Annotated in this window: 11 protein-coding genes; 2 read left to right on the top strand and 9 right to left on the bottom strand. The window is 40.1% G+C overall.

Annotation, left to right across the window (positions count from 1 at the left end; genetic code table 11):
* Positions 1-37: 37 nt before the first annotated feature.
* From INP51_RS04780 to INP51_RS04760, 5 genes are all read right to left on the bottom strand, one after another.
* Positions 38-730: a class I SAM-dependent methyltransferase gene (locus tag INP51_RS04780; protein WP_193736587.1), complete on the bottom strand. Its 693-nt coding sequence runs from the start codon at positions 728-730 to the stop codon at positions 38-40.
* A gap of 122 nt (positions 731-852) precedes the next feature.
* Positions 853-2373 (bottom strand): FGGY-family carbohydrate kinase, encoded by a 1521-nt coding sequence (locus INP51_RS04775; RefSeq protein WP_193736586.1) that lies wholly within the window; start codon positions 2371-2373, stop codon positions 853-855.
* A complete protein-coding gene (locus INP51_RS04770) occupies positions 2370-3302 on the bottom strand; it encodes a transketolase family protein (RefSeq protein ID WP_193736585.1) in 933 nt (310 codons plus the stop codon). The genes INP51_RS04775 and INP51_RS04770 overlap by 4 nt, the downstream gene beginning before the upstream one ends.
* Entirely contained in the window at positions 3299-4123 is an 825-nt protein-coding gene (locus tag INP51_RS04765) for a transketolase (RefSeq protein WP_193737244.1), read from the bottom strand. The genes INP51_RS04770 and INP51_RS04765 overlap by 4 nt, the downstream gene beginning before the upstream one ends.
* A gap of 32 nt (positions 4124-4155) precedes the next feature.
* Complete coding sequence (locus INP51_RS04760; protein ID WP_193736584.1) at positions 4156-5559, bottom strand: L-fucose/L-arabinose isomerase family protein; 1404 nt, start codon at positions 5557-5559, stop codon at positions 4156-4158.
* 293 nt (positions 5560-5852) lie between these two features.
* On the opposite strand from INP51_RS04760, the gene INP51_RS04755 reads away from it, so the two are divergent.
* The gene (locus INP51_RS04755; protein ID WP_193736583.1) at positions 5853-6872 is read left to right on the top strand and encodes a LacI family DNA-binding transcriptional regulator; all 1020 of its coding nucleotides are present in this window, start codon (positions 5853-5855) and stop codon (positions 6870-6872) included.
* Here the strand turns inward: INP51_RS04755 and INP51_RS04750 are convergent.
* From INP51_RS04750 to INP51_RS04735, 4 genes are all read right to left on the bottom strand, one after another.
* Positions 6861-9119 (bottom strand): glycosyl hydrolase family 95 catalytic domain-containing protein, encoded by a 2259-nt coding sequence (locus INP51_RS04750; RefSeq protein ID WP_193736582.1) that lies wholly within the window; start codon positions 9117-9119, stop codon positions 6861-6863. The two genes, INP51_RS04755 and INP51_RS04750, sit on opposite strands and share 12 nt — an antisense overlap.
* Position 9120: 1 nt before the next feature.
* A complete protein-coding gene (locus tag INP51_RS04745; protein WP_193736581.1) occupies positions 9121-9939 on the bottom strand; it encodes a carbohydrate ABC transporter permease in 819 nt (272 codons plus the stop codon).
* Positions 9939-10817, bottom strand: a complete 879-nt coding sequence (locus INP51_RS04740) for a carbohydrate ABC transporter permease (protein WP_193736580.1) — start codon at positions 10815-10817, stop codon at positions 9939-9941. Before INP51_RS04740 ends, INP51_RS04745 begins: the two co-directional genes overlap by 1 nt.
* A gap of 107 nt (positions 10818-10924) precedes the next feature.
* On the bottom strand, positions 10925-12301 hold the full coding sequence (locus INP51_RS04735) for an ABC transporter substrate-binding protein (protein ID WP_193736579.1): 1377 nt from the start codon (positions 12299-12301) through the stop codon (positions 10925-10927).
* Between the two features lie 138 nt (positions 12302-12439).
* Between INP51_RS04735 and INP51_RS04730 the strand changes: the two genes are divergently transcribed.
* Positions 12440-14272, top strand: a complete 1833-nt coding sequence (locus tag INP51_RS04730; protein ID WP_193736578.1) for a sensor histidine kinase — start codon at positions 12440-12442, stop codon at positions 14270-14272.
* The last annotated feature ends 3 nt before the right edge of the window (positions 14273-14275 follow it).

The raw sequence follows: 14275 nt of genomic DNA, 5'->3' as shown, positions 1-14275 counted from the left end.
AATATAATTTGTCAACAATTATTTTGTTTTTTCAAATTTAACAATTTTCTTCTTGATTTTCTTTTTTTTCAATTACAAAGAGGCGGTTCAGCCCTTCTTGCCAGGGATATTGAAATTCCAGATAGGTCTTTATTTTTCCAAGCTTTGAAAATTGCTTCTTCCAGTAATCGGTGGTTGACTGTCTCAGGTGTAAAACCCCTTCCTCTTCATAGAGGTTGTCTCCTTTTTTTTCATATCCAAAAGATGCCAGCTCTTCTTTCGAATAATAGGGATTCATTTTGACAAACCAATATCCGCCATCTGTCAGAAGTCTGTCAAGTCTATGTACCGTCTCTTTGGATACCTCTTTTGGCATTACATCGAGAACGTTTGAAATAATAATACCATCGAACCCCCCTCTCTGAAACTGTTCCAGAAGTTCATCCCCACCGAAAAAAAAGCGGACATTTTGATAATCACTTATCTGAGCAGTCTCTTTTGCGAATGCAATACCTCTTGCGGCTCTATCAATCCCTGTAATATGATGTTCCGGGTGATACTGAAGGCACTGAAAAGAAATATCCCCTGTCCCGCAGCCAAAATCCAAAACATTATTCGTCCGATCTGAAAACTCCATCAAAGCTTCATCGAACATCGGCTCCACACTTAGATTTATTCCCCTCAAGTCCACCGGCTCATACTCTTCAAAAATTTTATTCCACATATCTGTTTCACGATCGTAAGCTTTCATATATATGTCTGCCTTCTATTTTAAATTTTCATACTGAAGTTATAGCACTATAGACAGGAGTTGTCAATCTTCACGATTAAGCACAAGGCGAAGAATACTGTTATGCTCTATCTGGGTAATCACTACATTTTTTTCGGAAAGTGTTGTCCGAGCATATGAACAGTCGCTTTCCAGCCCTCATATTTCACTTCCCATCGCTCTCTGTCTTGTGCGGGATGGTAAAATTCACGATCCATAGATCCAAAGAGTTTATCCTCTTCATATAGTCCTGCTGATATTCCGGCCATATATGCAGCACCGATACCGGACAGTTCTTCTTCGTATGGAACGCTTATCTTTTTGTCAGCAATATCACTTTGGAATTGCATCAAATATTTGTTCTTCGTGGGACCCCCATCTACTCTAAGTTCAGTTATCTTCTGATTCGTGTCCAGCTCCATAGCTGTTAAAAGATCCGTTATCTGATAAGCAATACAGTCTAATCCGGCTTTCACGATTTCTGCCTTTCCTGTCAGCCTGCTCATTCCGCTGATACAGGCTCTCGCATTCTCATCCCAATAAGGTGCTCCCAGTCCTGTAAATGCCGGAACAAGATATGTAGTATCTCCGGGGTTAGCCAAAAAAGCTAATCCCTCAGTTTCATCCGCCGAGACTATAAGCCCCAAATCATCTTTCATCCATGAGATGACTGCTCCTGTATAGTTCAGATTCCCCTCCAAAACATAATTGACTTTTCCCGACCTTTTCCATGCAAGAGAGGTCACCATCCCATGAGTACTTTGAATCAGATTCTCCCCCGTATTCAGCATCAGTGAGGAACCTGTTCCATAAGTGGCTTTTATCATACCGGGCTTTTGACATCCCTGGCCAAATAAAGCTCCATGGGAATCTCCCAGAACACCGCAGATCGGAACACCCTTATCAAACAATCCGCCCATTCTTGTATATCCAAATATTTCATCCGAACCGCACACTTCCGGAAGACATATCATAGGGACTCCAAATATCCTGCAAAGCTCTTCATCCCATTTTAAAGAATGGATGTTAAATAACTGAGTACGAGACGCATTCGAGTAATCTGTTCGAAACACATGGTCATTCGTCAATTTATAGATCAGCCAGCTGTCTATTGTGCCAAGGCATAGTTTTCCCGTCCCGGCTAGTCTTGTCCTGTCTATAGATGAATCCGTATTATCTTTCTTTTGAAGGAGCCAGGACATCTTCGGAGCCGGAAAATACGGAGACAAAGGTATCCCCGTTTTTTCTCTGACGATCTCTGCATATCCTCTTTTCTTCAGATCTTGACTAATAGAGCCTGCCCTTTTACACTGCCAGACAATTGCATCATCGAGCGGTTTCCCGGAATCCCTGTCCCAGACTGCAGTTGTTTCCCTCTGATTGCTAATCCCGATTCCTGCTATCTGCCGTGAATTGATACCTGATTTATGAAATAACTGTTTTACAGTTTCAAGCGTATTATGGTATATCTCATCCAAGTCATGAGATACCCATCCCTTGTCATTAACAATTTGTCGATGAGATTTATCCGTTCGCAGTAAAAGACGGCCATTCTGATCAAACAGTAATGCTTTCGTCCCCTGCGTGCTTTGATCAATTCCTATGATATACTTTAATTCGCTCAACTTAACAGATCCACCGCTTTCTTTACAATTCCCTGCGTATTAAGTTCATAATAATCAAACACTTCCTGTGAAGTACCGGTTATCACCGGTGCATCCGGCAAAGTCATGTTAACTACTTTACGTGGGCAATTACTTCCAATAACTTGACTGACCATAGAACCCAAACCTCCAAAAGGAGAATGTTCTTCAATGGTAAGTACCGCCTTTACAGGTCTTGCTGCCTGTATCAGGGTTTCTTTATCTAAAGGTTTCACACAATACATATCCAACAAAGCAGCATGAATACCTTTTTTCTTCAGTTCAGCTACCGCTTCAAATGCCGGTTTTACCATCTCACCGCAGGCAACCAGAAGAATATCTTTGCCCTGTGCTAAAACAGCGGCCTGATCCATTTTAAATGAAATATTATCCTCCTGATAAATATCTTCAACGGCATTTCTGCCTACTCGGACATAAGCGGGTTTCTCATCTTCTAATAAGGCCTCAATCAGTTTTTTCGTCTGAAAACGATCGCTTGGAAGGTATACCCGCATATTAGGCAATGCGGACATTGCGGCAATATCAGAAATCGAATGATGACTCATTCCCAATGCCCCATAGCTGACGCCACCGCTGATTCCGATTAAAGTTACATTTGTATCAGAGTAGGCACAGTCAATCTTAGCCTGTTCATAGCTCCTTGTGGTCAGAAAACAGGCTGGTGAAGCCGCAAATGCCTTTTTCCCACAGCTTGCAAGTCCTGCTGAAATACCCACAAGATTTTGTTCTGCAATTCCTATTTCAAAAAACTGTCCCGGAAACTCATTCGCAAAAGGTGTCAAAGAGGCACTTCCTCTGGAATCACTGCACAACACAACAATATCTTTGTCTTTCTTTGCTTTCTCCATCAACACTTCACAAATAGCCTGTTTGTTCGGAATATTGTTCATGCCCAAGTCTCCTTTCTCTGCTCAAGATCTTTTTGAATCTGTGTGTACTCTTCCTGTGTAGGCACCTTATGATGCCATTCTGCCTTGCCCTCCATAACCGGTGACCCATAACCTTTCACGGTATTCGCTATGAGAATCGTTGGCTTTGTTTTATACTCTCGTGCAGAGGCAAAAGCATCTGTCAAAGAAGCAATATCATTTCCCTTTACACTGATCACATGCCATCCGAATGCCGACCATCTGTCTGCCTGATCATCCTGGCTCATAACAGTCTCTGTATTTCCGGAAATCTGAAGTCTGTTTCGATCAACAACTGCACACAAATTATCGAGTTTATAATGTCCGGCCGCCATAGCGGCCTCCCAGACCGAGCCTTCCGCCAACTCTCCATCGCCCATTACCGTATAGACTCGATAGTCTTTTTGATCCATTTTTCCTGCTAAAGCCATTCCTACACTGACAGAAAGTCCATGTCCTAAAGATCCGGAGTTCATCTCAATACCAGGAAGTTTATTGTTGGGATGACCTATGTATTGACTGCCAAACTTTGAATACTTACGGATCACCTCATCCATAGGGAAAAATCCCTTTTGAGCCAAAACAGTATAGTAAGCCTCAACGCAATGCCCTTTACTTAATATAAAGCGATCCCGGTTGGCACTTTTAGCATTTTTAGGGGTGATATTCATTTCTTGAAAGTAGAGTGTAACAAGAATGTCCATAACACTCATGTCTCCCCCTGTATGGCCTGTTTTTCCTTCCTCAATCATTTCAATTACTTTTTTCCTGAGTTCAAATGACAATCTTTCCAATTCTCTAATATCGTTCATCTTTTCCCCTTTCAGAAACGGAATCATTCCCCTCTTAGATATGCTTTAACATTTTCCTCAATTGGGTCGTAAAAATCAGGTGTCACCCCAAGGTATTTACAAGACTCGTAGAGCACAGGTACTACATCCTTGTGAATGCCCACACAGTGATGAATGTATGGTCCCTCCACCAACTTTGCCTCCAACCGTTTTAGGTTTTCCACTTCAATCCATACATACGTTCCTTTGGTGTAAGGCCCCTCGATACCTTTCGCATTGCCCAAAAGCAGAGAATATTCCCCATTGTCACCATCAAAACGGGCAATCGTCATGTCCCCCAGTTTTGCTTTTGCTTCTACTGCACCCGGATGGTCGAATGCGAGCGGGTATCCGATTGTAGGTTTCTCCTGTGCCACAGAGATCGGCCATAATCCACAATGCTGCAGCAATTCTCCATTATCATTATCCGGATGACGTACTGTCCAGTCTGCAAAGAAGCCTCTTTTTTCATTCATAGAAGCCGCTTCCACGATCAACTGCGTAATAGCACCATGAATATCTGTTTCACAGACAACAGGAAGTCCCTCCTCATCTAACAATGAATTTGCAGCACATGGCATGATGCCAATCTCATCCTGAAGTGCATTCCAGCATTGTATTGCAGCCGCATTGCAGCCATATTTATCCGCCAGTTTTCTCATCGCTATCTTTAATATGGCGACCTGTTCAAGCTCCTTTGGCCTGACTTTGATACAGTAATGAGATCTGCAATAATCAAGTACCTGTTTGATTTCATCAGGCTCCTTATCTTTTACTTCTTTCATCTGTGCCGTAAGTTCCGGCATGGGAATCGGCGATAGCTGGATATTAAACTTCTCTAAAAGTTCCCCCTCGTTACACATGGTAGACCAGAAGTCAAATGGCCTTGGAGCAATCTGAAGGATTCTTGTATGTCTGAATACATCCACAACATTACACACCGCAAGAAAATCCATCAGGCCTCTTTCAAACTCAGGATCCTCCAGACGGCAGTTATTCATATATGTAAAGGGTACCTGAAACCTCCTGAGGACTTTTCCGGTCGCAAACAGGCCACACTGGCTGTCTCTCAGACGAATCCCATTTTCATCCGGTCTCTCATCTCTGGGACCCCATAAAAGTACAGGTACGTTCAGATCTCTCGCCAGTCTGGCACAGACATATTCGGTGCCAAAATTTGTATGAGGAAAGAATACTCCCTTTACATTCTCTTTTCGAAACTTTTCTTCGATTTTTTCCCTGTCTGCTTCATCATAAAATAAGCCTTCTTCATTGATGTCTGTGATATCGACGAATTCCACATTCAATTCTCTCAAACGTTTTCTGGTCAAATCTGCATACTTTATGGCATCAGGTGCGCTAAATATGCTTCTTCTTGTGGGTGCAAATCCTATTCTAATTTTTTTCATCTGAGTCCTCCTCTGACTATGCCCTATAATTTAGTATAATTTTTAAATATCATTTAATTCTTACTTAATTTTATTAAATATTTCTGCTTTTGTCAAGATAGTATTCAATTAACAGTATGCGAATCGTAGAACAAACTCTATGGTTTTGATGAATCCATAATTTAATTTCACAGTTGACTTCTCACCAGAATCATATTAAAATGATGCAAGGTCAAAAGTGTTTTGACACTGATGATACACAGATTATTTTATTATTTATTGAACTTACATTAATTTAGAAAGGTAATATTTAGATGAATATTTCTGCAAAGGAATTGGCTAACCTTGTTCATGTTTCTCCTGCTACAGTGTCTATGGTTTTTAATAATAAGCCGGGTATCAGCGAATCAACAAGAGAGCTCGTATTAAAAACAGCTCGCGAATACGGATATAAGCTTAAAGACCCTTCCACTTGCGAGGCAGAATCCGGAGTAATTCAACTGATCTGTTATAAAAAGCACGGAAAAATTGCAGCAGATACTCCTTTCTTTTCTCAGATGACTGAGGGAATCACGAATGAATGTACACGTCAGAATTGTGCATTACACGTATCATATTTCTACGAAAACATGGATACCTCGAAACAACTAGAGAGTTTAAACAGCGTTGACTGTATCGGAATTTTACTTCTGGCCACCGAGATGAAAAAGGAGGACTTTAACAAATTCAAAAACTTTTCTGTACCCATTGTGGTACTGGATTGTTATTATGATGAGATTAACTACGATTGCGTGTTAATTAATAATATTCAGGGAGCTTTTAATGCCACTAGCCACTTGATTAAATGCGGGCATAAGAATATTGGATACCTGCATTCTAATATTGACATCAGCAACTTTTCCGAAAGAGCGGACGGATATTATAAAGCTCTTCGTGCTTGTGATATCAGCACCTCTCATCCTTATGTACACTTGATTACTCCGACATCAGAGGAGGGGTATCAGGACATGATAAATATTTTAAATCAAAAAACAGATTTAGCTGATGCTTATTTCGCAGATAACGATATCATAGCCGCTGCAGCCATGAAAGCATTCAGAGAAAATGGCATTCGAATCCCTGAGGATATATCTATCATTGGATTTGATGACATGCCGCTTTGTGATATGATGGTTCCATCTTTGTCCACAATGCGCGTCAAGAAAAAAGAATTAGGCGCAACAGCTGTTCAGCGGCTCATGGACCGTGTTTCTGATAATCACAGAGAGTCGTTAAAAATGTCCATGAGTACAAAACTGATCAAAAGAGACAGCGTTTCTAAATTAACACGCTGACGCTTTCGATAACTTTCCACTTATCACAAAAGTTTTTTTTGCTTTCAGGTTCACAGGCCTCTTGATATTGTCTAAAAGTATCATACATTGGCAGTCTGAATCTGCAGTCAGACTGGCTGTGTATTTTTTGTTCTTCCATACGATATCTACGGTAATTGCACCCCTTGCCCGCAAGCCTCTTACTGTGCCTTCTTCCCACTCCGGGGGCAGGCAGGGGAGGAACTGAACAACTCCATTATGACTTTGAAGCAGCATCTCAGCAATACAGCTGGTAAGTCCAGTGTTTCCATCGAGCTCATAAACCTGATCAGACACATGAGTGCCTCTGGTTGGAGGGTGTATGATAAACCCGTTCGGTTCAAGTAAATTTTCCAACATTCTGCTGATATGATACCATGCCTTTTTCGGATTATGAAGCCTTGCCTCATAAAGTGCCAGCATGGATCTCGCCCATCCTGTATCTTCCCAATTTTCCTCCGGCGTGATTTTATTTTGGATGGTAACCTCCGCTGCTTTTGACAATTTTTCGTTTTCAGGAGTAATTTGTGCAAACGGAAAGATTCCCAACAGATGGCTCGTATGTCTGTGCCAGGAGTCCATAACAGGATAATCATGATTATATTCAGCAATACTGCCATCGCTCAAAATCCGGTATGGGAGAAGTCTTTCTTTGATTAATGAAACTCTTCTTAAAAGCTCCGTATCTTCTTGCAGAACGTCACAAGCTTTTTGATATAGATCAAACAGTTCACGGATCATTGTGATTTCGTATGTACATCCCATGCTCATGTAATATATTTTATTATTTAGGAGAAACCCATTTTCGGGAGATATCGAAGGCCCACTGGTAAAATATCCGCTGCTTTTATCTTCCGTGACATAATCTGCGAAAAATCTCACTGCTCCTTCTATTACAGGCATAGCTTCTTTTTCCAGGAAAACCGTATCTGAGGTAAATTGATAATGCTCCCACATCTGAGTTAAGATCCATACACCTCCTGTCGGGCAGGGGGACAGCGGTGTTGCCCAATATGGAGCCGTATATGCCCATGCATTAGAAACTATCTCCCCTGCCCAGCCCGGATATCCATAACTTGTCTTTGCCGTCATCTCACCTGATACAGCAAGTTTTTTTATCCATCTAAATAAGTTTGATGAGACGGATGAAAGATTTGTCACCTCTGAAGGCCAATAATTCATCTGTGTATTGATATCTAGATGCATGTCGCAAGTCCATCCGATCCTGCAGGCAACATTATCATTCCAGATCCCCTGAAGATTTGCCGGCAATTTTGAATCCTCACGGCAGCTGGAATATAGGAGATATCGCCCCATCTGGTACATAAGTGGAATAGATTTGACAAATTCATCTTTCTCGCCTCGAATCTCAAGCGTATTCCTTTTAAAAAGCGATCTCATATCTGCCTCATGTGATTCCCGTAATTGCTTACAAGATGTTCGCCTGACGTCATCGAGAGTCTTACAAACTCTCTGGCGGATCATCTCTTTTCCAATCTTTCCACCATCCAGAACAAAGTCGGTTTCCATACTTAGATAGCATCTCACATAAGAAGCTTTTTGAACCTTTAACGCATCTTGGAAACACTGTACAGTCCCATCGGTAACAATTCGCAATTCTCCATACAGGCATACCCCAGTTCTTCCATCACTATGTAAAGGCTCTAATGCCTGACAGTCAAATTGTATCTTTGATGGACTACAGACAATCCTATCCCCATCTCTGGGCGAATGAAAATGTATGCGCAAATGTATATTATGAGATGTCTGAGCAATTTGATAAAACAAGATATTGTTTACATGAGAGGCAAAAGATTCCGTGCAGGTTCTTTCTCCTCCTGTTTCCCATGATGCCAGGGCAGCCCCGGTTTCGATATTCAAGGTTCTGCTATAGTTATCCACAGGCATTTCTCTCTCTCTATCTATCAAGAGACTTCCGACCGGAAGATTTGTACCGTAGTTATTTCTATTACCATAAAACTTCTTCGAGATCTGATGGGCTTGTTCATATTTTCCTTGTTGAATCAACTCACGCATCTGCTGGAAGGCAATTGAGGCCCCAGGTTGGTTATCATTCTTCATGCTCTCACACCCACTAAAGAATGAGTTCTCGGATAGTTCAATTTTCTCTGTTTTTACTCCTCCATATACCATAGCACCTATATGTCCGTTTCCGATGGCATATGCTTCACCAAATCGTTTCGCCGGTTCTTTTCTGACAATTTTCATATTATTCTTTGACAGCACCCGATGTCATCCCTCCGATGATATATTTCTGACCTAGTAAGTAAACAATCACAACTGGCAGACAAGTTAATACGATATCCGCAAATATATAATTCCAATAGCTTTTGTTTTTTCCGAAAAACTGATAAACAGCCATGGTCATCGGAAACATGGAACTATTATTTGATAAATATAAGGGTGTTAAAAAATCACTCCAAATCCCCATAAACTGCAGGATAAAACATGTCACAAGGGTAGGTTTGAGCATTGGAACAATAATCTTATAAAACAATGTTACAGGCCCCGCCCCATCAATAATCGCCGCTTCATCAAGTTCCACGGGAAGTGACGTGACAAAATTACGAATTGTAAAAATACAAAATGGAATCATTGAGCTTGTAAATACAACGATAATTCCAAGTCTCGTATTTGCCAGCCCGGTCCGGTTCAATACCTTTACCAGGGTTACATAGTTGACTGGGAAAAACAAACCACACAAAATAAAATAATAAAGAAAGTTATTTAGCTTTGTCCTGTTACGGCAAATGACGAATGCACCCATAGCACAGCAGATGACCCCTATCGTAGTAGAAACAAATGCATAAAGAAAGCTATTTGCAAATCCCTGAAAAAGTCTTCCTTTCTCAATCACCTCAAGATAATTTCTAAAGACCCACTGTTTGGGAAGTGAAAGGCTCATCCTTGCCGCTTCACTCTTTGTCTTAAAAGAATTAATGATAACCATGTAAAACGGAACAATAACGATCAGGCTCATGATAATACATACAATCTGTTTTAATAAAGTCTGTATTTTTCTCTTCATCACTGCTGTACCTCCTTTTTACTCATAACCTTTACTACGACCACACCAATCACTGCGGTTATGATAAGCAAGATTGAGTTTAAAGCAGTTGACATCCCGTATTGACCCGTTGAGTAAAGTTGGTAAGCATATGTAGTGATCACTTCTGTCGCATGCCCTGGACCGCCATTTGTGAGAACATATATAATATCAAACACTTTTAAGCCATATGTAAGGCCAAACACTAAGTTAATCATAATGGAACCGGAAAGCATAGGAAGTGTAATATGCCTTAGTCTCTGCCAGAAGTTCGCACCATCGATCTCAGCTGCCTCATAATATGATCTCGGTATTGTATTCAACCCCGCTAAAAATATGGTCATAACATAGCCGATACCTCTCCATGCATCTACCCCAAATATTGATTTCCAGACAACATCTAAGTCCGACAACCATTTCTGTTTCATAAAACCCAGATGGAAAAAGTCCAGCGCTGTATTTAAAAGCCCTGTATTATAGTTAAATATAGATTTAAAAGTAAGACCAATGATAAGAAACGGTAATATGGATGGAAGGTAAAGAATCGTTCTATATACATTCTTTCCTCTAAGACCTTCTTGTAACATGATTGCTATGAACAGTGCAGGTATCAGTTTAATCACATTGGAAATCACAGTAAATTTCAGTGTATTAAAGATTCCTGAGGCATAATCTTTGTTCGAGGTAAAAATGTCTTTATAATTTTGAATTCCGACAAAATTAATTTTATCAAGACTTCTGGCATTCCAGTCAGTAAAAGAATAGAGCAGACCCAAAACACTGGGTAGTAAAAAGAATACAATATATAGTGTTAGCGGAATAATCAGAAACCATTGCGGATAAATTCTTTTTTTATTCATATTAGTTATACTTCCTTTTTCTTGAATTTTACGTAATGTAATGCCGAAGAAGCTTTGTCCTCCGGCATTACATTTTCATTAAAATATTAAGACCAAAAGTTCTCTGACTATTTCGCCCAATCCGGGTCTTCAGCAACCTTAGCCGCTTCTGCCCTGTTGACATCCATATTTTTTAATACAGTGTTCGCATCCATCTGCCCGGTACAATAGGCTATCATATCCTGACCAAACTGCATCCAGTAGTCATTTGTATATTTGGTGCCATTTTGCAGAACAGAGGTCTTCATCTTCTCTTCCGGAATATCAGACATGAATTCTTCTTCCTCTGGCAGCCAATGTTGTTTCAGCTTGTCATCATTCACATCAAGGTTCGTATATGACGGCGAATTATCCAAAATTTCTTGAAGACTCTTCGTTGTAGTCACAAATTTAAAAAATTCTTTAACCAATTCGGGATGTTCGCTGCCCTTATAGCCAAACATTGTAGGACCTGCAGGGCTCGTGGGGAAATAAGTATTCTCAGCGAGTGGTTCAAGAAACATACCAAACTCATCTGAAGTGCCTGTCTCATCTTGAATTTGCTTAATCGTGGACGAATTTGCCAGAGCCATTGCACAATTTCTGTCTCCGAATTCGTTTATCATATTTGTGCTGTCCGTACCAATCCAATCTTCTCCGAAATATCCCTTATCCGATAATTCTTTAAATTCTTCTAAAACTTTAATCATAAGCTTGTTATCTGCGAATGTTGCCTCATTCTTATTCAGTTTATCATACAATCCCGGCTGATCAGCTTCATAAGCCCCGCCAATTTGGAAAAACGCCAGCTGATGCTGCCATCCGTCTGCCCCTGGCATAAGCCATGGAGTAATTCCTTCATCAGATAGCTTCATACAGACATCCAGCAGCTCCTCGTATGTCTTTGGTGCAGTCAGATTCAGTTCTTCAAACATCGTTTTATTATATACCATCACGTATTCTAGCGAATTATGCCAGATCTGCAGGCCATATAATTTGCCGTCATATTCACAGGATGGAATTCTGGTTTCCGGAATTACCGATTTCCATTCTGCATCGGAAAAATCAATACAGTATTTCTCGGGATCTACAATCTGTGATGCAATAGCAAAGGGGTTTGACTGAATCCAAAAAATATCGGTACAGGAATCTGTTGTCAATTTCGAAGAAAGTAAATCACCATATTGATCCGCAGGTATCGTCTGTAAATCCACCGTGACATCATAGGTATCTTCAAAACGTTTGATTGTTTCATCATAACGGTTATCCATCCATCCTGCGGAAACCATGATGCTTAGCTCCTCTCCTGCATATTCCTTATTGTCCTTTGTATCCTCTTCGCTTTTCGATGCTTCCGATTTTACTGCATCATTTGTTTCTTTCGTTTTATCGGCATTCCCACATCCTGCTGCAAAAGCCCCAGCCATCATGATGCTGATAAAAACACTAATCGTTCTCCTTTTCATCTTTGATATCTCCTTTTTTCTTAATAGTTAAATTATACTCTGTACATTTTATTGAAGTCTATAGATATTTTTAAACACTATTTGTACTTTTTTTACTAAAATGATATAATAGGTTAACAGGGTAAAGGAGATAGCGGAATGAAGAAAAATCCTGTCAACATGCAGAAAAAGATTTTTAAAACTTACCTTATCATCACAGCTTTTATTTTAATTGTTTTTACTTTGTTTTTCTATTTCTATGTATCAAGAAAACTTATAAATGAGGAAAAACAAGCCCTTAATGAAGTCAACTCTTCCATTCAAACTCAGGTTGAGTATTCCATTCAAGGTATGGATATTGTGTCCAATAATATTAATTACAGCAGTCTGATTGGAGAAAAATTAAATCCGGACTTCAGTTTAAACACGGAACATGGTTCCTTAAAAGAACTGTCTGATCTGCTTTCCTCCATCAACGGCACCGATGTTCGAACAGATCTTATCAACCTGTTTGATCTGTCCGGAAATAAAATTTCTTATGGCCTATTAACACGAACTGATAGGGTGGATTTGGATTCTCTCCCCTGGCTGAAGAAAACTCTCAGCCTGAATGGGAGAAAATATATAAGTTTGCCACAGTATAGTGAAAAAACCATGAATTTCTCTAACTGGTCTCTTTCACTCTATAGAACATTCACCAACTCTCATGGCAGAACAATTGGAATGATAGAAACCAATAAAAGCTGCAAGAGCGTCTTCCAGGTAATACAAAGATACAAAAAGAAATCAAATCAGTCGGCTGATGTATATATCTTCTCAGATAGCGGAAAGATAATTTATCCATATGATTCAGACAACATTGACCATAAAGCCTGCAGAAAGTATTATAATATTGCAAGTTCTGCAGCTTCTGCAACAGCCAAAAACAATACAGTCATCCAAAACAACACAAAGGGAACGAATGAAATTCTTAGCTATTCCTATTCTCCTTATACCGGATGGACTTATTTACTAATTCAGCAAGAAGATGTTATTTTACAGCCTGTACATACAATGGTAAAGTTTTTACTATTCTTCAGCTTTCTTCTGATGCTCTCAACATTTCCTTTGTCTTATATCATGTCGAAAAACCTTGTCAATCCTATCAAATATTTAAGACACATGATTCAATCGATGGAAATCAGAACATTGGGTGAGATAAAGGATTTGACATATCATTCGAACATACAAGAGACAGAGGAGCTCTATCAGGCTTTTTATCATATGAGTCTTCGATTGAAAGAGTCTATGGATGAGTTGGTGAAAACCAGACAACAGGAGGAAAAATCACAATATCTTGCTCTTCAGTCACAGATTAATCCGCACTTTTATTACAACTCGCTTTCCAGCATCAGTGTACTTGCTGAGAATGGGCAGCCCGACGAGATTGTCACCATGTGCAAAAATTTATCAACGATTATGCGTTATATCACTGACGGTTCATCCATGACCGTTACACTTAAGGAAGAAGTGGACTACGTAAACAGATATCTGTATTGTATGAAAATACGGTATCAGTCGAGTCTAAACTACTCTGTAACTATTGAAGATGCCCTGATGGATACTCCTGTCCCTAAACTCTTACTCCAGCCTTTAGTTGAAAATGCATTAAAGTATGGGACGGAGTCTATCCCTCCGTGGAATATCTCTGTTGTAGGGAAAATATATAAGGACCGGTGGCAAATTGATGTTTTGGATTCCGGACCTGGTTTTACGGACGAATCCATTCAACAATTACATCAAAAAATAAAAGAAGTCTCTTCAAGACATGGAATACCCTCCCTGCAGATTGGCGGGATGGGCATCATTAATATCTACTGCAGGTGGAAGCTCTATTGTGGCGAAAACACACTTTTCTCTTTTGAAAATACCAGGGAGGGTCACGGAAAAGTCTCCATCGGCTGTTATAATAAATCTGAGCAAACCATGAATAGAAAAAAGGAGGTGCAATAATCT

The organism is Blautia liquoris (assembly GCF_015159595.1).
In the GTDB taxonomy this organism is placed as follows: domain Bacteria; phylum Bacillota; class Clostridia; order Lachnospirales; family Lachnospiraceae; genus Novisyntrophococcus; species Novisyntrophococcus liquoris.
This window is presented reverse-complemented; position numbering and strand designations above follow the sequence as displayed.